The organism is Pseudoalteromonas sp. Isolate3 (assembly GCF_022398505.1).
Classification (GTDB): Bacteria; Pseudomonadota; Gammaproteobacteria; order Enterobacterales; family Alteromonadaceae; genus Pseudoalteromonas; species Pseudoalteromonas apostichopi.
Map to the genome: position 1 here is coordinate 1 of NZ_JAKEVN010000083.1, position 19752 is coordinate 19752.

A 19752-nucleotide genomic window follows, 5' to 3' on the forward strand; every position below is an offset into this window, starting at 1 on the left:
GGTTTATACAATCCGGTTTATACAATCCAACCTTTGTGCCATTATTTTTTATTATTTAATTTCAATTAGTTATGAATAAAAACTGGTTTTTGCACAAAAAAAATGCACCCTAATGGTGCATTTTTTTAACAATTAGCCAGCGCTGGTGCATTAAGCACAACTATAACTGAACTAAGCAGTTCCGATCTTGCTGTTTGGCTTGATATAAGGCTTTGTCAGCAATGCGCATCGCAGCTGTAAGTGATACTTTTTGGAATAGGGTCATACCGATGCTCATCGTTAATGAATAAGGCTCACCGTTAATTGAAAAAGCATGACTCGCTAACTGCTCTCTGAAAATATTGAGTTTAGATTCTGCGTTAGCTAAATTCATATTGTGCAGAACCACTGCAAATTCTTCGCCGCCAATTCTAGCGATAGTGAAGTCATCAAATTTAGTCTTTAAAAATGAAGACACTTGTTTTAGAGCCTGATCACCTGCTTCATGACCAAACTGGTCATTCACATTTTTAAAGAAGTCGATATCAAGCAAGGCCAGTACGTTTTCTTGCTCAACATTTTTAAGTAATTTTTCTGCGTATTGATAAAAATAGCGACGATTATGCAAGCCAGTTAAATGGTCGCGGTAGGCGCTTTCTTTTATATCGGCTATTAAAGCAAGCTGCTCCATGGTTTGCATAACACGGCAATGAAATTCTTCATTCATAAACGGCTTAGTTAAAAAGTCGTTTGCTCCGTATTTAATAAAACGCGCCGACAAGCCATGCTTACCCGCACCGGATAACCCGATAATTGCTAAGTCATCACGGCCACGGAAATTACGCACCGCTTTCACTAACTCAAAACCATCCATTGTTGGCATTGCATAGTCTGTAAGTAACAACTTAATCTCAGGGTCGTCTTTTAACATTTGCAATGCTTGCTCACCATCTTGGGCATCGCGTACATCAAACAATTGCTTTTCGAGCATTTGCTTCATTAAAGTGCGGCTCAATACTGAGTCATCGGCTACTAGCGCTTTACTCCCATCATTTCTAAGTAGTTGCGCAACAAGCTTTATCGCATAATGATATGAATCACGGTTATCTTTAACCACGTAATCTACTACACCAAGCTCTAACATTTGCTGGCGAATATATTCATCAATCTTTGATGTCAGGACCACGGTTGGAATATTTTTTGATAAGGTGTATTTAGCTACTTCGCCATTCATCGCATCCGGTAGCGTTAAATCGACTAAGGCTAAGGTGTAATCGTGCTCTGATATTAAAGAGACGCCCTCTTTTAAAGACCACGCAAAGTCAACAGCTACATCTAAATAGTGAGCAGCGAGATGACGTAACACTTGCTGTACTACTTTACTGTCTTCGACGACTAATACTCTTTGCATTGCAACTTCTCTTTTCTAAGCACGTGTACACAGATTATAAACACGCTAAATATACGTCATTTTTTAATCTAGCTAAATAATTAAGCAAAATATCTTTGCTAAAAAAATGCACTTTTTTGTAATCGTTCAGCATTTCCGGTTATTTTACTATTTAACAGCTAATATTGGTCACTAGTCTCATTAGTTTGTCATCGAGTTGGCTTTACTTTTTAATAGCTGCAATTCGAATAATAAGGAATCAACATGAAACTAGTTAGTTTTATTGGCTTGTCAGTGACAGCACTAACACTGACCTTCAGTACTCCAAGCTTTGCAGATAATGGACGTCGTATTGACGTTGACAGCAAAGTAGTGACAGAGCATAAAGCTCGCATTAATGGTAAGCGCTTTTCATATACCGCAACCACTGGCACACAACCGGTTTGGAATGAACAAGGTGATGCCGTAGCAACGCTGCAATATACTTATTATACCCGTGATAAAGTAGACGATAGAACAAAACGTCCTTTGGTCTTTTCTTTCAATGGTGGCCCAGGCTCTGCATCAGTATGGATGCACCTTGCCTATACTGGACCACGTGTATTAAAAATTGATGACGAAGGCTACCCAGTTCAACCTTATGGCGTAAAAGATAACCCTTACTCAATTTTAGACGTGGCTGATATTGTTTATATCAACCCAGTTAACACGGGTTACTCACGTGTTCTTGAAAACGAAAAAGGTGAGCTGCCGAGTAAATCAGACCAACAAAAAATGTTCTTTGGTGTTAACGCTGACATCAAATACTTAGCAGAGTGGTTAAATACTTTTGTTTCTCGCAATGAGCGCTGGCGTTCGCCTAAGTTCTTAATTGGTGAGAGCTATGGTACAACGCGTGTATCTGGTCTTGCTCACGAATTACAAAATCGCCAATGGATGTATATCAACGGCGTTATTTTAGTATCACCAACTGAAATTGGTATTAAACGAGAAGGCCCGGTAGAAGCAGCTAATCGCCTACCTTACTTTGCAGCGACAGCTTGGTACCACAAAGCCCTCAGCGCAGACTTACAAGCAAAAGACTTAGACGAGTTACTACCTGAAGTTGAACAGTTCACCGTTAATAAGTTTTTACCAGCAATTGCTAAAGGTGGTTTTTTACCTGCAGATGAAAAGCGAGCAATCATTAAGCAAGCAGCAAAATACGCAGGCTTATCTGAGAAGTTTGTTGAGCAAAACAACCTTGATATTCCAACTAATTTCTTTTGGAAAGAGTTATTACGTGAGCGCGGCCAAACAGTGGGTCGTTTAGATTCTCGTTACCTAGGTATCGACAAACGTGATGCAGGTGAGTCTCCTGATTACTGGGCAGAACTGACTTCTTGGTTACACTCATTCACGCCTGCAATTAACTATTATCTTCGTGAAGAGCTTAACTACAAAACAGATATCAAATATAACCTATTTGGTAATGTTCACCCTTGGGACCGCTCAGGCAACAACACAGGTGAAAACTTACGTTTAGCAATGGCACAAAACCCATACTTAAACGTGATGATCCAATCTGGCTACTATGACGGTGCAACAAACTACTTTGATGCTAAATACACAATGTGGCAGTTAGATCCAAGTGGCAAAATGAAAGATCGCTTAAGCTTTAAAGGCTATCGTAGTGGTCACATGATGTATTTACGTCATGCTGATTTAGAGTCATCAAATAATGACTTACGTGATTTTATCCTTAAATCACTACCAGCCGAAAGCAAATCAGCAAAATACTAAACAGCGTATTTGCAAACCCATAATAGAAAAAGCCCGTTTTATGCGGGCTTTTGTTTTTCCACCAATCTATTTGGGTATATACTCAAGTCATTGATTTAAGGATTTGGATAATCAGCAAATGGCAGAAAAATTTCGTGTGATGTTTGCAGGCCTTGAAGCCGGTGTCGACCAAACACAAGCAACAGAACAACTAGCCGCAAAACTAAAAACAACAACAGACAAAGTAGCGACCCTGTTTGAGCATAAGCCATTATTTGCGCCGAGTGAGCAAGATAAAGCACTTAAACAAGCTAAGTTGCTTGCCAGTGTTGGCATTAAAGCTAAACTCCAAAGCGTTAATCAAACAGCCACCAGCAGCCAATCAACAAATTTAGCCGCACAAGCCAAAGAGCGTGAAGAACGTATTTTCGATGCCCTCGATTACATTACCAGTAGCCTTATTCGCCTAGAAGAAAAGCTAGATGACCTAGAGCAACGTTTACCTGAGCCAGAAAATAATAGTGTTGCTGATAGCGACGATAGCTGGCAAGAAGATGCTCTGCTGCTTGAAGACGAATTAACAGAGCCCGTTAAAAAACGCTCAAACACACTACTCTATTCGCTTATTGCGATGGTCATTTTATTATTAATCATTTTGGGTGTTGTGGAGCTTTTTCCTGAACTTTTCTCCTTTTTAGAAAGTTAACACTAATATTGACATGAGCAACACACGAGCAGAAATCAGACAATCCATTCGAAAAAAGCGCAATTCACTGACTGTTGAACAACAAAAAAATGCAGCAATTGCGCTAAAAGTGAATTTTACTCAACACTTAAAATCGTTAAAAACACCTAAAAACGCTCATATCGGCATTTATTTTAGTAATGACGGAGAGTTAGACACCTCATTGTTAATTAAAGAATTATGGGCGCATGGACAGTATTTATACCTGCCTATAATCCACCCCTTCAATGGTGCAACTTTATACTTTCAAAGGTATGAAGAAAATTCACCCATGACTGCAAACCGCTATGGTATCTTGGAACCCAAGTTAAATTGCAGTCAAATATGTCCTCTAGACAAGCTTGATATTTTACTTATGCCATTAGTGGCATTTGATGATCAAGGTAACCGTTTAGGAATGGGCGGCGGGTTTTATGACAAAACGTTGGCTCGGTATTACCAAGAAAACTGGCAAAAACCGATTTTGATCGGCCTTGCCCATCAATGTCAGCATGTTCCAGCATTGCCTATTGAATCGTGGGATGTACCGTTAAAACACATTATAACCCCAGAGAAAATCTACCAATGGTAAGCAAACTGTTTGTATACTATAGACCCTCTCTGACAGCTAACTGAGCACATAATTATGACGCAAGATGAATTAAAAAAAGCCGCTGCCTGGGCAGCCCTTGAGTTTGTAAACGAAAACACCATTGTTGGTGTAGGTACAGGCTCTACAGTGAATCACTTTATTGATGCACTTGATACAGTAAAAGACACCATTACTGGTGCGGTTTCTAGCTCTGAGGCTTCAACTGAAAAGTTAAAAGCACTGGGTATAGAAGTATTCGAGCTAAACGATGTATCAAGCCTTGATGTGTATGTTGATGGCGCAGACGAAATCAACCCACAAAATGAAATGATCAAAGGCGGTGGTGCCGCGCTGACACGCGAGAAAATCGTTTCAGCGGTAGCAAAACAATTTGTTTGTATTGTTGATGAATCTAAAGAAGTTACAACATTAGGCGCATTTCCACTACCGGTTGAAGTGATCCCAATGGCACGCAGCTATGTAGCTCGTGAACTAGTAAAACTAGGCGGTGACCCAGTTTACCGTGAAGGTGTTGTAACAGATAACGGTAACGTCATTTTAGACGTGCACAATTTAGATATCAGCAACGCCAAAGAATTAGAACTAACAATCAACCAGATTGTTGGCGTAGTAACAAACGGCTTATTTGCCCATCGTGGCGCAGATAAAGTCATTATCGGCACCAAAAATGGGCCGCAAATAAAGTAAATAGGAATGAGGATATGAGTAAGGTATCGTTAGCAAAAGACAAAATTAAAATTCTCTTGCTGGAAGGCGTGCACCAAAGTGCTGTAGAAACGCTTAAGCGTAATGGCTACAGTAATATTGATTACGTAAAAACATCCTTACCTGAAGACGAGCTCATTGAGCGCATTAAAGATGTGCATTTTGTAGGCCTTCGCTCTCGCACTCATATTAATGAAGCGGTATTAGAAGCAGCTGAAAAGCTAGTCGCAATCGGCTGCTTCTGTATCGGGACTAACCAAGTCGACCTGCAAGGTGCCCGTGAACGTGGTATTGCGGTATTTAACGCGCCATTCTCAAACACACGCTCTGTGGCAGAATTAGTACTTGGTGAAATCTTATTATTACTTCGTGGTATTCCAGAGCGTAATGCCCTAGCGCACCGCGGTGGTTGGTTAAAATCAGCCAACGGTTCATTCGAAGCACGTGGTAAAACGTTAGGTATTATTGGTTACGGCCACATTGGTACACAACTAGGTATCATGGCTGAAAATATCGGTATGAACGTTGAGTTTTACGATATCGAAGACAAACTAACACTGGGTAATGCAACGCAAGTTCATAACCTAACTCAGTTATTACAACGTGCCGATGTTATTAGCTTACACGTACCAGAAACACCGCAAACGAAGAACCTAATTGGTATGGCAGAGCTTGAAGTAATGAAGCAAGGCGCCATCTTGATCAATGCTTCTCGCGGTACTGTTGTTGATATTGATGCTCTAGCAGAATCACTGCGTGATAAAAAGCTGAGCGGCGCAGCAATCGACGTGTTCCCTGTAGAACCAAAATCAAATGATGAAGAGTTCGTATCACCGCTGCGCGAGTTCGATAACGTGATTTTGACTCCACACATTGGTGGTTCAACACAAGAAGCACAAGAAAATATTGGTATTGAAGTAGCAGGCAAACTTGCTAAGTACTCAGATAATGGTTCAACTATTACAGCAGTTAACTTCCCTGAAGTATCATTACCTGAGCTTGCAAACCGCAGCCGTTTATTACACGTACACCACAACCGCCCAGGTGTTCTAACGCAAATTAACCAAGCGTTTGCACAGCACGGAATCAACATCGCAGCCCAGTACTTACAAACAGACGAAGCGATTGGTTACGTAGTAATTGATGTAGATACAGATCAATCAGAAGTAGCTCTTAAAGAGCTAAGTGCTGTTGAAGGGACAATCAGAGCACGTATCCTTCACTAATCATTGGCATATCGAATAAATAAAAAGCGCAAACAGTTAAACTGCTTGCGCTTTTTTTGTTTGTAGAGCTAAGCTGAAAGCCCGTTGGTTTGAGCGCAGCGAAACCAAACACAAGAACCTAGCTTTAAGCCTTAAATTTTAAGCTCTAAGTCAAAAATAGCTCACCGTAGGCGTGAAATTTATTTCGCGCGAAGGCTTATTTCTAACAAATAAAACACCAATCATTTCTAAAAAACAGTAAAAATGAGAACAAGCTTGTATTTGGACAAAAAGTTTTTAGAGGCAAAAACGATTCACTCTATGTCGGCGAAAATAAACTCCCCCCTCCTCAGCCACACTTCCCTGTGTAAATCACGCCGATGAGTCAGTAAATTTTACTCATCAGTCGCTTGTGGTTCTGCGTCTTTATCTTGGTGTTTTTCGCTTATCATGGCGTTTAATTTCTCACCGCCTTTGATACCAAAATCTAACGTGCGGATTGGGAATGGAATGGTCATGTCAGCTTCACTTAGCGCGTTTCTTACTGCCACAACAGCCTTGTGACGAACGGTCATGAAATCCGCTTCGCCAGGGTATTTAATCCAAAACCAAACCAGTAGGTTAACGCTGCTATCACCAAAGCTTTCGGCGTAAACGGCGGTTTCTTCTTGTTTAATAACAAAATCAAACTCATTGATTTTTTTAACAATCACTTCTGCGGCTTGTTCTGGGTCGTCAGCATACGAAATACCCACTGGCACCTCAATACGACGCACTCCTAACGTGCTGTAATTACTGAGTATATTTCTAAATAGAATCTTGTTAGGCACTAAGATAAGTTGCCCATAAAAGTTCTCAATGAGAGTGTTTCTAAGATTAATCGCCCGTACTGTACCGAACACGCTTTCGGTGCGAATTACATCACCTGTTTTAAATGGTTTGCGGATCCCCATAGCAATACCTGCTATAAGATTCTCTGTCATATCCTGAAAGGCAAAACCAATCGCAAGACCAACAATACCAGCACCGGCAAGTAATGAGGTGACCGTGCCTCTGAGGCCCAGGAAATCAAGAGCTACGAATAAGCCTACACATAACACAATAACCTTGGCTATCGATGACATTAAGTCTGCTATTTGCGAAGACTCTAACGAGCGGCGTAATAGCTTTCTAAGCATTGAGCCGACGATACGCGCCAGTAATGAAAATACGATAGTGATGACTACTGCGACAATAAAGTTTGGAATATGGCTTATAATGATATCAACCCAGCCACCGAGTTTTTCTTCTATAAGTTTTTCAGCCTCACCTACGGTTGGTATTTTTAACATACGATTACCTGATCATTTAAGAAACATAGCGAGTGGTCTGCAAAATAAACGCCAGTTTCATACAGGCACAAAAAAGCCGTGCTTAGCACGGCTCTTCTAATTCATTTTACTAAAAAATTAGTTCTGCTCTTCCCGTAAGAAAACAGGCTCTAATTCTTTTGCTGTTGCATCGCTGCTAAAGTAATATCCTGCGACGGTGAAATCTTTTAAATCACTTAATTGGGTAATTTTATTTTCAATGATGTAACGTGCCATCATGCCGCGAGCTTTTTTCGCATAAAAGCTGATCACTTTATATTGGCCGTTTTTACAGTCTTTAAAATGTGGAGTAATAATTTGAGCGTTTAAGGCTTTTTTATCAACCGCTTTAAAATACTCATTCGAAGCAAGGTTTACCAAATATTTGCTATCTTGCTCAGCAAGCACAGTATTAAGCTTTTCGGCGATAACACTGCCCCAAAACTGGTATAAGTTTTTACCACGTGGGTTTTCTAGTTTAGTGCCCATTTCAAGGCGGTAAGCTTGCATTAAATCGAGTGGCTTCAGTACGCCATAAAGGCCTGACAAAATACGTAAGTGCGACTGTGCGTAATCTAGGTCGGTATCACTAAGAGTTTGTGCATCTAATCCACCGTACACATCGCCATTAAAGGCTAGCACTGCTTGTTTTGCGTTATGTTGCGTAAATGGCTGTGACCACTCGGCGAAACGTGCCGCATTCAAACCCGCTAGTTTATCGCTGATTTTCATTAGGCTGCCAATTTGCGCTGGGGTTAAATCACGGCAAACTGACATTAACTCTTCGCTGTGCTCGAGTAATTCAGGTTGAGTGAATTTATCGGTCGTGGCTGGTGTTTCATAATCTAAATTTTTTGCAGGTGAAATAACAGTGATCATACTTAGCTATTGACTTGTAATTTGTTTGATGTCAATTTCAACATTAATTGAATCAAAATGCACGTTTTGTTTCGTCCTGCCTTTATCCGCTGTTCTTTCATACATAATGTTCTAGTTTTCTGTATTAAGGACATTTGACCTATTAAACACTGTCATAGTGTTGCAGCATAAAGGCCGTTATAATGGATTTTCTTTTAACTTGCTTGGAATGAGGAAAGCAAATGACTTCAGCACTACAAAGGCTTAAACAACATTCATCTATTGTTGCAGATACGGGTGATATCGAAGCTATCAAAAAGCACCAACCAGAAGATGCAACAACAAACCCATCTCTACTTTTAAAAGCCAGTGAAATTGAAGCGTATAAGCCTTATTTAGATAAAGCGTGGCAATATGCCAAAGAAACCGAGCAAGATGCAGCTAAACAACTTGAGTTAGCATGTGATTACTTTGCTGTATTAATTGGTAAAGAAATTAGCGAAATCGTACCGGGCTATATCTCAACAGAAGTAGACGCACGTTTATCATTTGATACCCAAGCGACTATCGATAAAGCCCACACTTTACTAAGCCTTTACGAAAAAGAAGGTGTTAGCAAAGATAAAATCCTAATCAAAGTTGCATCAACGTGGGAAGGCATCAAAGCCGCTGAACAGCTTGAAAAAGAAGGCACTAAGTGTAACTTAACGCTGTTATTCTCTGAAGCACAAGCTCGCGCATGTGCCGATGCGAATGTATTTTTAATTTCACCATTCGTTGGCCGTATCCTGGATTGGCATGTTGCTAATGGTATGGAAAAACCAACTGATCCGCTAAACGATCCAGGCGTGCAATCAGTACGTAGCATTTACGAGTTCTACAAACGCCATGATTACAAAACTGTAGTTATGGGCGCAAGCTTCCGTAACACAGGCGAGATCATCGCGCTTACTGGCTGTGATAAGTTAACTATCAGCCCTGCACTTTTAGAAGAGCTTGGCCAATTAACTGATGCACAAGAGTACTTATTAGAAAGCGACTTTGCTGTTGAAGAAAAACCAGCACCACTGACTGAAAGCCAGTTCCGTTGGTTACATAACCAAGACGCGATGGCAACAGAAAAGCTTGCTGAGGGTATTCGTTCTTTTGCACAAGCGCAGCTTGAATTAGAAGCTCGTTTTAAAGCAATGTAATTTAAATTACAGCATTTTTTGAAACGCCACCGCTAGGTGGCGTTTTTGTTTCTAAAATAACTAAACCTTTGATCTATTCATCTATCAATCACACTTCTGTAACAGTATTGTCACTTTTTTATTCTATTTTTGAGCAGCCTGTGGTATAGGTATTTCCGAGGTTCAAAAAATCAATAGGAGAAGTTCATGGATAGCCTAGACGATATTTTAGAAATATTAGAAGGTCCTAGCACAACAAAAAAGACCTCTACAAAAAATAAAAAGAGAAAATGGCGCGAAATCGAAGCTCTAAAAGATAAGCATAGACTTCGCAAAGAACTACAGGAGTTAGACTATTTCACAGACAGCGTTGAGCTTGATGAATTAGACTTTTAATTAAAGGCCCGCAAGGGCCTTTTGCATTTGTGCTATAGAATTTGTGGCAACGACCAATTGATCGGCACTTTGTTTTGATCAATAAGTAGCTGGTTTGCCTTTGAAAAATGCTGACAACCAAAAAAGCCACGATGAGCAGAAAGCGGTGATGGATGCGGACCTTGAATCACATGATGACGCGAGGTATCTATGTGTTTACCTTTTTTCTGAGCATGTGCGCCCCATAATACAAACACCACACCGTCACAGTGCTGGTTGATAAGCGCAATCACTGCATCGGTAAATTGCTCCCAGCCAAGGTGCTTATGAGAATGAGCCAGCCCTTGCTCAACAGTCAATACAGTGTTGAGTAAAAACACACCTTGTTCTGCCCAACTTTGCAAATAACCATGATGTGGTATCTCAAAACCTTCAATATCTGTCGCCAATTCTTTGTACATATTTTTCAATGACGGAGGTAACTTTTTAACTTCAGGCAATACCGAAAAACAAAGACCATGGGCCTGACCTTCTCCGTGGTATGGGTCTTGCCCTAAAATAACCACTTTGATTTCATTTAGTGGTGTGACATCAAAAGCAGAGAAAACCTGCTCATCTTTTGGATAAACGGTAACACCCTCTGCTCGCCTATCTGCCACATATTGCAAGGTTTCTTGCATGTAAGGTTTCGCAAGTTCGGTATCTAGAAATGTTTGCCAGTCGATCATTTTGAAGCCTGTATTTGCTGACGAGAAATGTCTATTTTACCACACATATCAGTCAAGCCATCAAGCATACGAGTTGTAAAACGGTGCAATAAGTCAGCGTTCACACTAATAAACTGGTTATGCTGCACCGCTGGCAATTCGGGCCATTGGCGCCAATCAATTTTAGGCTGAGGCTTTTTCGATTTTTCATCTGGAATAATCACCACTTCAGGTTTGGCAACCAATACATTTTCAATACTAATACGCGGATAGTCGGTATCACTATTAGCAAACACATTGTCGGCATGGCAAATGGTTAATAGCTGATTGATCCAAGTGTTTCCACCAACCGTCATCATAGGTTCAGGCCATAATTGATAAAACACCGAAACTTTCGGTTTGCCCTTTTGAGCTGTACGAATAGCATTGAGTTTATCTTCAAACTCTTTGGCAACTTTATTTGCCTTTGTTTGCAAATGCGTAAGCGTACCCAGTTTACGTAGTTCATCGGCAACATTATCAACCTGATTAGGATTACTGTAAGCAACTGGAATACCTAGCTTTTCAATATAAGCGAGATCTTCAGCTTTGTTACCCGTTTTCCAAGCTAGTACAAGATCCGGTTTTAACGACAACAGTTTTTCCATGTTAATGCCGTAATAGCCACCTACTCGTTCAATATCATTCGCTTGCAAAGGAAAGTCAGCATAGTCAACGGTACCAACAATGCGCTCACCTGCACCAATCGCAAACAGGTTTTCAACGATATGCGGCGCTAAAGCAACAATGCGCTGTGGCTTGTTTATTTCATGGGCCTGTGTAAGTGCCGGTAAATAAAATAAAAAACCTAAGAGTGCAAACTTGATGGCCTTCATGTTAATAATCGAATCCTTTTTGCGCTTTGATACCGGCATCAAAAGCATGTTTTACGTTTCTGACTTCACTGACTGTATCAGCTAAGTCGGTTAGTTTACGGTGCGCACCACGACCTGTAATAATTACCGATTGCATAGCAGGGCGAGAGCTAATTGCCTCTAGCACTTCGTCTAAATCAATATAGCCGTAGGTGATCATGTAAGTTATTTCGTCTAGCATAACGAGGTTAATCGACTCATCCTTCAGCATTCTTTTTGCTTCTTGCCATGTCACTTGCGCAGCCGCGGTATCTGACTCTTTATTTTGTGTTTCCCAGGTAAAACCTGTGTTCATAATGACAAATTCAACCCCTGCTTTTTCGAGTAAGTTACGTTCACCACACTCCCATGTGCCTTTAATAAACTGACACACAGCCGCTTTCATTCCGTGACCCACCGCACGTGCTACAGTGCCAAAACCAGAGGTAGATTTGCCCTTACCGTTGCCAGTTATAACTTGAAAAATCCCCTGCTCTTTTTGTGCCGCAGCAATACGTTCGTCTACTTTTTCTTTTACTTTTTGCTGGCGTTGTTGGTGCTTATCTTGATTCTGTTCGCTCATTGTTGTTCCTTATGCTCTAAATTGAAGTTCTCATAAATATTGATGATTTGTTCAATATCGAGATTCTCTGCTACCACGTTTGCTAAACGGCTTAACTGTTGTTCACGGTTTAAATTAATATTAATTGGCTTAATTTGGCTATTTGGAGCAAGCCAAGTTGTTAACTCGCCCACGCCCTCTGGCGTATCGAACAAGCCGTGTAAGTAAGTACCCGCTACTTGGTTATCATCGCTAATAAAACCATCCTCTTTAAATCCACTCGGGTGATTATTAAAACTCAAAAATGGCTTTTTAAGTGCTGATCCTTGGCTTATCCCGGCGTGAATTTCATAACCTGAAATTGCGTTATCGCTATTATTTAAATGAAGTATGCCAGATACTTGGCTTAGTACTTTTTGCTGCCCTAATTGCGTTTTAAAGTCAGCAAGCCCTAGTCCTTCTGCACTACCTAAATTAGATTCAACAGCATGTGGATCTTCTAGGTAATTGCCTAACATTTGTAGTCCACCACATATACCGAGTATTTTACCGCCATAGCGTAAATGACGTGTTATTTGTTTATGCCAACCTTCATTTTTTAAAAAGGCTAGGTCACTTAAAACATTTTTGCTACCAGGGATAATGATCAAATCGACATTAGGAATAGCTTGAGTATGACGTACATACTGTAAATCGATTTCTGGTTGTAATCGCAGTGCATCAAAGTCGGTATGATTACTAATATGAGGCAATAACAAAACTGCTATCCGTAATTGCGGTTTATCGACCTGATTACTTATAGCAACAGCATCCTCTGCATCTAACGCTAAGTCATGTAAATAAGGTAAAACCCCAAGCACGGGCTTATTTGTATATTGTTCTAACCAATCTAAACCGCCTTGCAATAACGCAATATCACCCCGAAAGCGGTTAATTACAAAGCCTTTAACTCGCGCCTGCTCCGACTCAGACAATAACGCTAACGTCCCAACTAAGTGAGCAAACACACCGCCTTTGTCGATATCAGCAATAATAATTACCGGGCAGTCCACCGCTTCAGCGTAACCCATATTAGCAATGTCATTTTCACGTAGGTTGATTTCTGCAGGACTGCCAGCTCCTTCAACGACCAATAACTCAAAACGCTCACTTAAGCGCTGCTGCGAAGTAAGAACCGCATCCATGGCCACTTTTTTATAATCGTGGTAACTGCCCGCTTCCATATTCGAAAGCGCTTTGCCATGGACGATAACCTGCGCCCCTGTATCGCTATTGGGCTTTAACAAGATAGGGTTAAAATCGACTTCTGCGGGCACTTTTGCTGCTATAGCCTGCAGAGCTTGTGCTCGACCTATCTCGCCACCATCAGCGGTTACAGCGCTATTTAATGCCATATTTTGTGGCTTAAAGGGGGCAACCTTAATGCCTCGCTCTGCAAAGATCCGGCAAAGAGCTGCTACAAGGGTACTTTTACCTGCATCTGAAGTTGTGCCTTGCACCATTATTGTTTTCATGATTTTTCACTTTTTAAAGTTTGTGCAAGACCTGCAATCACAAATTCAACACGTGTAACTTGCTGTGCTAAGGCTTGATGCAACCAGCCTGAATGATCAACAAACTGACGACTTAACTCACCCAGAGGCACGATACCATGACCCACTTCATTGCTGACAAAGATCACCTCACCCGGCAATTGCACTAGCGCATCGAGTAAGGCCGCTTTTTGCTCAAGCCAAAATGCCTCACCATGCTGGCATAAGCAATTACTTAACCACAGCGTTAAACAATCCACTAAAATACAGTTTTCAGTCTGGCTAAGCTGTTGTAATGCTTTGGCTAAATACAAAGGCTCTTCAACAAGTTGCCAATGCTTACTTCGTTCTATTTGATGTTTACTAATTCGGGCAGCCATTTCCTCATCGCCAGCGTTTGCGGTAGCAACGTAGATAAGCGGTTTGTTTGAATTAGTTGCCAACTGCTCAGCAAAACGACTTTTACCACTGCGAGCACCGCCTAAAATTAAAGTATGTTGTTGGCTCATAATAGACTCACCAAGCAAAGGTAGGTAACAAGCTCTGACACTTGCTGGGCAGCACCTAGGCAATCGCCGGTATAGCCAGATAATTGTTTTTCAAACCAGCGCTTTAATAATAATCGAGTAACAAAAAGCACGCTAATGAGTATCAGTAATTGCCCTAGAGTGAAGCCAAAAAACAACCATGCTATTGCCAAGACTGCGCCGCCAGTTGCTAGCAGTATTTGATAACTTTGTGTGCTTAAATGCATCGCTATTGGTTTTACTTTAGATGTGGCATCCTGACTTACATAATCCATATCTGCAATTAAGCTTGTTGCTACAACTCGGCTTAGGCTTTGCCCTAGAACAAGTGCAATAACAAGAATACTGGTTGCTTCGGTGAGTGCGACGAGTGTTTGGTACTTAATTAATAAAGCCATCACTAACGCCGCTGCACCATACGTCCCTAAGCGACTATCTTTCATAATGCTGAGTTTATCTGCAACTTGCCAACCACCACCAAAGCCATCCCACACATCAGCAAGGCCATCTTCATGAAATGCCCCTGTAATTATCAAGCTAAAGGCCATAACTAACGCTATTGCTATAGCAGCGGGGAATAACCAGTTCAACAACAAAAAGCTTAGCGCTAAAAGTACACCTAATAACACCCCGACTAATGCAAAATAACGGCTGGCCTGATTGAGTGCCGTGCTCGATACTACAAAGTTTAATTTAACGGGTATGCGCGTTAAAAAGCTAAGCGCCAGTAAAAATAGCTGAAGCTGACTTGAGGTAGTATTTGATGTGTTAAGTTCAGTGCTCATATTAAACTACTTGCTCAACATTGGCATCGGCAAAACTTGCCATGTCATTGTAAAACGCCAAAGATGCTTGCAATAAAGGTAAGGCAAGCGCAGCCCCGGTGCCCTCTCCTAAACGTAAATCAAGCTGCAATAAAGGTGCTGCATGCAAGGCATTGAGCATTGCTTTATGCCCTTGCTCATCAGAGGCATGGGCAAATATCATGTAATCGCGAGCGTTTGCATTTATACGAGTTGCAACAAGTGCAGCTGCAGTACAAATAAAGCCATCAACGATCACAGCCATACCAAGCTCTGCAGCAGCTAAAATAGCACCGGTGATCTGTACAATTTCAAACCCACCTAATGCCGCAAGCGTCATTAGTGGATCGCTAAAATGAGCTTGGTGTAATTGAAGGGCTTGCTCGACAACCTTGATTTTTTTAGCAACAACCTCGTCACTCACGCCTGTGCCTTTACCAACACATTGACTGGCAGGTAACGACAACAAGGCAGCCATCAATGCCGCAGCACTTGTGGTATTGCCAATGCCCATCTCACCAAACGCGATGGTATTGCAGCCTTGCTCATAGAGTGAATGAACTCGCTGCTTTGCTAATTCAACCCCTTTTTTAACTTGACTAAGAGACATCGCCATTTCGGTATTTAAAGGTGCGGTGATTTCACCTAAACGCTGGTTATGCACACCTTTACCATGTGCAGTACTGAGAGTTCCGGCATCAACAATTTCGAGCTGCCAACCTAGCTGACGACAAAATACATTGATCGCTGCGCCTCCTGCTGCAAAGTTTGCCACCATTTGTGATGTAACGCAGCTAGGAGCAATTGACACCCCTTGGCTTGCAACACCATGGTCGCCAGCAAATACAACCAGAGTAGGGCTAGAAATAACCGGTTTAAAGGCTAGAAGCGCCTGCTCACTATCGAGCTGCTTTGAGAAAACAAGCGTTAATTGTTTAGCACAGCTTTCAAGCTGACCTAACGCACCAAGCGGCTTCGTTTTAAGGTCTATTTTTTGTTGAATAATAGCTGAAAACTGCTGGTTAATTGGCATGATATTAAACATTAACTACCTGCTCTGTTTACGAAAATACAGTAAGAATAAAAAAAACACGCTGCCGATAGCTGCTGTGATCACACCAACGGGTAATTCTTGATTATTCAATAAGGTTCGGCATAGCACATCAACCCACACCATAAAAATACCGCCGACTAGCGAAGTCATGATTAAGTTATGGCTGCTGCCTTGTGGCGAAAAGTAACGCACAATATGTGGGATCATCAGGCCAACAAAACCGACGCCACCACACATAGCAACAAGCACTGCAGTTATTAATGAACTTAGCAGTAGCATCATGATCCGAAAGCGCTGTACATGAATCCCCAAAGTCGCGGCACTTTCATCACCAAGTAGCATTGCATTAAGCTGACGACGAAAAGCAATCATCAGTGCCATACAGGCAGTAATAACTATAAATGGCATCCAAAGAGTATCCCACTGCGCACGAGAAAAACTGCCCATGGTCCAAAATAAAATAGCTGTAATGGCTTGAGGATCACTAAAATAAAGTAGCAAACTAGTCATAGCACTAAATAAGAATGATAAAGCAACGCCGGCAAGTAACATGGCTTCAACTTGGCCAACATGGCGACGGCCTGCAATAGCAATGAGCAACAGCATAGAGAGTAAGCTTCCGGCAAATGCTGCAATTGACATACTAAAACCAAAACTCACGCCTGTTAGGGCTATAAAGCACACGACACCGAATGAAGCTCCCGAAGAAATTCCAAACAAATAAGGATCAGCAAGTGGGTTTCGGGTTACGGTCTGCAAAATTAATCCCGCAAGGGCAAGCCCAGATCCCGCTAAAAATGCCAGTACGGTTCTTGGCATGCGTAGCTGCCAAATAATACGCTGCACAAACTCATCGCTACCTTGGCTAAATAAGCCATCAAATACTTCACTCAGTGGTGTATTTGCAGCACCAAAGCTAAGAGCTAAAAAGCAACTAATAAGCCCAACTAGGATACAGACACTTAAACGTATTGCATCAGTCACGTTTATACTCCTGAGTCTGATAACCATAGAAGTAAGTAATGTGTGGAATATACTTATCATTGTTTGATTGGGGATGAGCAGATACTGTTGCGCATACACCAAATACATCACTTAACAGCTGCTCTGTTAGCACCGCTTTTGGTTGTCCCTGACAAATCAAGCGACCTTCATCAATCACCAGTAATTCATCACATAAACTTGCTGCGAGATTTAAATCATGGAAAGAAGCAAGCACAGTCACATCGAGGGACTTTGCTAATTCCATTATTTGAATTTGGTATTTAACATCAAGGTGGCTAGTTGGTTCATCCATGATCAACAGCTTAGGCTGCTGTACGATAGAGCGTGCAATGAGCGCTCTTTGCTTTTCGCCACCAGAGAGAGAATCAAATGCTTGCTCACTATGATGCGACAAACCAACCTGCTTAATCGCTTGATATATTCGCTGCTTATCTTTGACAGAGGTACCGCTGAAAAGTCGTTTATGAGGGGTTAAGCCCAGACTCACAACATCAAATAATGACAAATTAAACTGCGATGGAGACTCTTGTAAAACCACAGCAACCTGCTTTGCATATTCATCAGCACTGATTTGCCAAATATCTTCACCGCTTAGCAGCACGGCTCCTTGCTGAGGTTTCAAGTAACGATAAAGACAGCGCAGCAGACTTGATTTACCAGCACCATTAGGGCCGAGTAAACCGATAAATTGCCCTGCTTTTAATTCAAGGCTAATTGATTTAAGTATGGTTTTATTCGCAGTACCCCAACTTAAATCAGAAACTGATATTAATGGCGCAGCGCTAAGGCTATTTTGTTGCAAGTTTATTCTCTCTTGGCGAGTAATAGCAACGCACAAGAAAGCACTGGTAAGTACCAGAAAATGATGTGAGTTGACCCGCTCGATGATTAATTGTTAGTGCTAAGTATCTGGCTAACCATTATTTAGATGGATTACAGTTGCGGGAACAGCTGGAGAATTGCACTCCATTCCATAGCATATGAGTATTATGGCGGGCTAAGTAAATAATTCAATGAATATCGCTCTAGATGGCTAAAAAACAATTTTTGGCCAAGCCTGTCCTTGTTCATCAATATATACATCGAGTGTTATAAGCCCAGCATATGGGAGATGGAAAACATTTAAATGTGTAGCTGATTGTTTAGGCATTTGACAAACAATAGCTAGAATTTGTTTGATCACACCAGCGTGGCTAATTACTAATGACTGAGTATGTTTAGATTCACACAATGATTCTAAAAACGTTTGCCACCATGTATCTACTCGAGTATAAAAATCAGCCATAGCTTCACCATTCGGTACTTTTACTTGCCAAGGATGCTGCCAAAAATCACCGATATGAGGTTTACTTGTTTGCTGCCAAAGCTGCTGGTAGTCTTGGCCATCCCAATCACCAAAATTGAACTCTTTCAGAGCGTTATAATACCGAACGTTCAATCTGTGTTGATTTGCTAAATAGTCAGCATGAACTGAGCAACGCTTCAGCGGTGAGCTATATATGGCATTTAAATTTTTGAGTTCAGCTGAGGCTTGGCGCATTTGTCTATAGCCTTGTTCAGATAAATCAACATCGACTTGCCCAGAAAGAATTCCAGGCGTAGCTATTTCGCCATGGCGAAGAAAGTAAACTCGTGAAGCAAATGCGTCCATAATGTTCCTCAGTAACCAATAGTGAACGTTAACGCGTTTTAATTACTCTGTCGAGTTATGCTAAGGCTGTTACACTAAGAGAATTAAGCTAAACGCATTAAACGAACGTCAAAATGAAGCACTGCATTTGCGCCAATCTTGCCACCGTTACCTTTTTTACCCCAGGCAAGCTCTGGAGGGATCACAAATTCATAACGAGAACCAATACTCATTAGCAACAAGCCTTCTTTTAACCCTTCGATTGCTTCAGATAATGCAAACACCTCTGGCATACCCGCTTTGTAACTGTCGGCAATCACAGTGCCATCAGCAAGCATAATGCGCTGATTAATGACCACTGTGTCGAACTCTGTAATTCGCTCCCCTTCAAGCTCATCAATCACTTTATACATTAAACCCGACGAACATAGATGTGTATCAGGATGAGATGAGAACTTAGCAATAAATGCTTCACTATTTTTACGATTTAAACCTGAAGAGCCTTTCGACTTGGTTGTTTTCTTACGAGACACATCAAACCTTAATTGTATTACAAATTTAAAACGCTTTATCGCATAACAAAGTCAGTGAAGCAAGGGCAAGTATCGTCTGTAGCGAGTTAGCGAGAGTAAAGTTACAAGTTAGAAAGGGGAAAGATACGAGTTAGAAAGAGTAAAGTTTGAGGGTCTGGCGTAGGTTGGGTAGAGCTCAGCGAAACCCAATACAGAGCTATCAGCTAAAACGTAAAAAAGCCCGACTCTTTCGAATCGGGCTTTCTTTAATAGGATCCTGGCAATGTCCTACTTTCACATGGCAAATGCCACACTATCATCGGCGCTGTTTCGTTTCACTACTGAGTTCGGCATGGGGTCAGGTGGGTCCAAAACGCTATTGTCACCAAGCAAATT

The 19752-nt window shown here is 41.4% G+C and carries 21 protein-coding genes, 1 rRNA gene and 1 riboswitch; of the genes, 7 read left to right on the forward strand and 15 right to left on the reverse strand.

All coding sequences use genetic code 11. The annotated features are described in order from the left end of the window. Positions 1-160: 160 nt before the first annotated feature. Positions 161-1390, reverse strand: coding sequence for a diguanylate cyclase (locus tag L1D46_RS14760; RefSeq protein ID WP_130049528.1), 1230 nt, complete (start codon positions 1388-1390; stop codon positions 161-163). Positions 1391-1633: 243 nt separating this feature from the next. Here L1D46_RS14760 and L1D46_RS14765 point away from each other — a divergent pair, with 243 nt between their 5' ends. The 5 genes from L1D46_RS14765 to serA all read left to right on the forward strand — a co-directional run bounded on the left by L1D46_RS14765 (position 1634) and on the right by serA (position 6398). Beyond that, entirely contained in the window at positions 1634-3151 is a 1518-nt protein-coding gene (locus L1D46_RS14765) for a carboxypeptidase (RefSeq protein ID WP_239977763.1), read from the forward strand. 118 nt (positions 3152-3269) lie between these two features. Continuing rightward, on the forward strand, positions 3270-3836 hold the full coding sequence (locus L1D46_RS14770; RefSeq protein ID WP_130049530.1) for a hypothetical protein: 567 nt from the start codon (positions 3270-3272) through the stop codon (positions 3834-3836). A 13-nt stretch (positions 3837-3849) separates the two neighbouring features. Continuing rightward, positions 3850-4446 carry a 5-formyltetrahydrofolate cyclo-ligase gene (locus L1D46_RS14775; RefSeq protein WP_239977764.1) on the forward strand — a complete coding sequence of 199 codons (597 nt, stop codon included), beginning with the start codon at positions 3850-3852 and terminating at the stop codon, positions 4444-4446. A 54-nt stretch (positions 4447-4500) separates the two neighbouring features. Continuing rightward, on the forward strand, positions 4501-5154 hold the full coding sequence (gene rpiA / locus L1D46_RS14780) for a ribose-5-phosphate isomerase RpiA (protein ID WP_130049532.1): 654 nt from the start codon (positions 4501-4503) through the stop codon (positions 5152-5154). A 14-nt stretch (positions 5155-5168) separates the two neighbouring features. Beyond that, positions 5169-6398, forward strand: a complete 1230-nt coding sequence (gene serA / locus L1D46_RS14785) for a phosphoglycerate dehydrogenase (protein WP_167659130.1) — start codon at positions 5169-5171, stop codon at positions 6396-6398. Between the two features lie 374 nt (positions 6399-6772). Here the strand turns inward: serA and L1D46_RS14790 are convergent, their stop codons facing one another. After that, on the reverse strand, positions 6773-7708 hold the full coding sequence (locus L1D46_RS14790; RefSeq protein WP_178926660.1) for a mechanosensitive ion channel family protein: 936 nt from the start codon (positions 7706-7708) through the stop codon (positions 6773-6775). A gap of 117 nt (positions 7709-7825) precedes the next feature. Further along, a complete protein-coding gene (gene yaaA / locus L1D46_RS14795; RefSeq protein WP_239977765.1) occupies positions 7826-8605 on the reverse strand; it encodes a peroxide stress protein YaaA in 780 nt (259 codons plus the stop codon). Positions 8606-8826: 221 nt separating this feature from the next. Here yaaA and tal point away from each other — a divergent pair, with 221 nt between their 5' ends. Further along, positions 8827-9777, forward strand: a complete 951-nt coding sequence (gene tal / locus L1D46_RS14800) for a transaldolase (RefSeq protein ID WP_130049535.1) — start codon at positions 8827-8829, stop codon at positions 9775-9777. 186 nt (positions 9778-9963) lie between these two features. Beyond that, complete coding sequence (locus tag L1D46_RS14805) at positions 9964-10152, forward strand: DUF3545 family protein (RefSeq protein ID WP_054554247.1); 189 nt, start codon at positions 9964-9966, stop codon at positions 10150-10152. 32 nt (positions 10153-10184) lie between these two features. Here the strand turns inward: L1D46_RS14805 and ung are convergent, their stop codons facing one another. The 12 genes from ung to rrf all read right to left on the reverse strand — a co-directional run bounded on the left by ung (position 10185) and on the right by rrf (position 19746). Further along, complete coding sequence (ung, locus tag L1D46_RS14810) at positions 10185-10859, reverse strand: uracil-DNA glycosylase (protein ID WP_239977766.1); 675 nt, start codon at positions 10857-10859, stop codon at positions 10185-10187. Continuing rightward, positions 10856-11713 (reverse strand): cobalamin-binding protein, encoded by an 858-nt coding sequence (locus tag L1D46_RS14815; RefSeq protein WP_130049537.1) that lies wholly within the window; start codon positions 11711-11713, stop codon positions 10856-10858. The genes ung and L1D46_RS14815 overlap by 4 nt, the downstream gene beginning before the upstream one ends. Before the next feature lies 1 nt (position 11714). After that, entirely contained in the window at positions 11715-12314 is a 600-nt protein-coding gene (cobO, locus tag L1D46_RS14820; protein ID WP_130049538.1) for a cob(I)yrinic acid a,c-diamide adenosyltransferase, read from the reverse strand. Beyond that, entirely contained in the window at positions 12311-13807 is a 1497-nt protein-coding gene (locus L1D46_RS14825; RefSeq protein ID WP_239977767.1) for a cobyric acid synthase, read from the reverse strand. Before L1D46_RS14825 ends, cobO begins: the two co-directional genes overlap by 4 nt. Further along, positions 13804-14334, reverse strand: coding sequence for a bifunctional adenosylcobinamide kinase/adenosylcobinamide-phosphate guanylyltransferase (cobU, locus tag L1D46_RS14830; protein WP_239977768.1), 531 nt, complete (start codon positions 14332-14334; stop codon positions 13804-13806). Before cobU ends, L1D46_RS14825 begins: the two co-directional genes overlap by 4 nt. After that, entirely contained in the window at positions 14331-15137 is an 807-nt protein-coding gene (locus L1D46_RS14835; protein ID WP_239977769.1) for an adenosylcobinamide-GDP ribazoletransferase, read from the reverse strand. Before L1D46_RS14835 ends, cobU begins: the two co-directional genes overlap by 4 nt. Position 15138: 1 nt before the next feature. Further along, a complete protein-coding gene (cobT, locus tag L1D46_RS14840) occupies positions 15139-16200 on the reverse strand; it encodes a nicotinate-nucleotide--dimethylbenzimidazole phosphoribosyltransferase (RefSeq protein ID WP_239977770.1) in 1062 nt (353 codons plus the stop codon). Between the two features lie 3 nt (positions 16201-16203). Next, positions 16204-17220 (reverse strand): iron ABC transporter permease, encoded by a 1017-nt coding sequence (locus tag L1D46_RS14845; RefSeq protein ID WP_239977771.1) that lies wholly within the window; start codon positions 17218-17220, stop codon positions 16204-16206. Then, entirely contained in the window at positions 17186-18016 is an 831-nt protein-coding gene (locus L1D46_RS14850; RefSeq protein ID WP_239977772.1) for an ABC transporter ATP-binding protein, read from the reverse strand. The genes L1D46_RS14845 and L1D46_RS14850 overlap by 35 nt, the downstream gene beginning before the upstream one ends. Positions 18017-18096: 80 nt before the next feature. Next, positions 18097-18235: riboswitch (cobalamin riboswitch) on the reverse strand. A 12-nt stretch (positions 18236-18247) separates the two neighbouring features. Continuing rightward, positions 18248-18865, reverse strand: a complete 618-nt coding sequence (locus L1D46_RS14855) for a histidine phosphatase family protein (RefSeq protein WP_130049544.1) — start codon at positions 18863-18865, stop codon at positions 18248-18250. Between the two features lie 83 nt (positions 18866-18948). Then, complete coding sequence (locus L1D46_RS14860) at positions 18949-19377, reverse strand: FKBP-type peptidyl-prolyl cis-trans isomerase (RefSeq protein WP_239977773.1); 429 nt, start codon at positions 19375-19377, stop codon at positions 18949-18951. A 254-nt stretch (positions 19378-19631) separates the two neighbouring features. Further along, positions 19632-19746 (reverse strand): 5S ribosomal RNA (gene rrf / locus L1D46_RS14865). Positions 19747-19752: the final 6 nt, after the last annotated feature.

What these genes read in the sequence shown, in the direction of transcription:
- rpiA (WP_130049532.1), top strand. Translation starts at nt 4,501, where the DNA reads ATGACGCAAGATGAATTAAAAAAAGCCGCTGCCTGGGCAGCCCTTGAG.
- cobO (WP_130049538.1), bottom strand. Translation starts at nt 12,314, where the DNA reads ATGAGCGAACAGAATCAAGATAAGCACCAACAACGCCAGCAAAAAGTA.
- ung (WP_239977766.1), bottom strand. Translation starts at nt 10,859, where the DNA reads ATGATCGACTGGCAAACATTTCTAGATACCGAACTTGCGAAACCTTAC.
- L1D46_RS14805 (WP_054554247.1), top strand. Translation starts at nt 9,964, where the DNA reads ATGGATAGCCTAGACGATATTTTAGAAATATTAGAAGGTCCTAGCACA.
- L1D46_RS14760 (WP_130049528.1), bottom strand. Translation starts at nt 1,390, where the DNA reads ATGCAAAGAGTATTAGTCGTCGAAGACAGTAAAGTAGTACAGCAAGTG.
- L1D46_RS14790 (WP_178926660.1), bottom strand. Translation starts at nt 7,708, where the DNA reads ATGTTAAAAATACCAACCGTAGGTGAGGCTGAAAAACTTATAGAAGAA.
- L1D46_RS14825 (WP_239977767.1), bottom strand. Translation starts at nt 13,807, where the DNA reads ATGAAAACAATAATGGTGCAAGGCACAACTTCAGATGCAGGTAAAAGT.
- L1D46_RS14770 (WP_130049530.1), top strand. Translation starts at nt 3,270, where the DNA reads ATGGCAGAAAAATTTCGTGTGATGTTTGCAGGCCTTGAAGCCGGTGTC.
- yaaA (WP_239977765.1), bottom strand. Translation starts at nt 8,605, where the DNA reads ATGATCACTGTTATTTCACCTGCAAAAAATTTAGATTATGAAACACCA.
- tal (WP_130049535.1), top strand. Translation starts at nt 8,827, where the DNA reads ATGACTTCAGCACTACAAAGGCTTAAACAACATTCATCTATTGTTGCA.
- L1D46_RS14775 (WP_239977764.1), top strand. Translation starts at nt 3,850, where the DNA reads ATGAGCAACACACGAGCAGAAATCAGACAATCCATTCGAAAAAAGCGC.
- L1D46_RS14835 (WP_239977769.1), bottom strand. Translation starts at nt 15,137, where the DNA reads ATGAGCACTGAACTTAACACATCAAATACTACCTCAAGTCAGCTTCAG.
- L1D46_RS14765 (WP_239977763.1), top strand. Translation starts at nt 1,634, where the DNA reads ATGAAACTAGTTAGTTTTATTGGCTTGTCAGTGACAGCACTAACACTG.
- L1D46_RS14815 (WP_130049537.1), bottom strand. Translation starts at nt 11,713, where the DNA reads ATGAAGGCCATCAAGTTTGCACTCTTAGGTTTTTTATTTTATTTACCG.
- L1D46_RS14845 (WP_239977771.1), bottom strand. Translation starts at nt 17,220, where the DNA reads ATGGTTATCAGACTCAGGAGTATAAACGTGACTGATGCAATACGTTTA.
- L1D46_RS14855 (WP_130049544.1), bottom strand. Translation starts at nt 18,865, where the DNA reads ATGGACGCATTTGCTTCACGAGTTTACTTTCTTCGCCATGGCGAAATA.
- serA (WP_167659130.1), top strand. Translation starts at nt 5,169, where the DNA reads ATGAGTAAGGTATCGTTAGCAAAAGACAAAATTAAAATTCTCTTGCTG.
- cobU (WP_239977768.1), bottom strand. Translation starts at nt 14,334, where the DNA reads ATGAGCCAACAACATACTTTAATTTTAGGCGGTGCTCGCAGTGGTAAA.
- cobT (WP_239977770.1), bottom strand. Translation starts at nt 16,200, where the DNA reads ATGTTTAATATCATGCCAATTAACCAGCAGTTTTCAGCTATTATTCAA.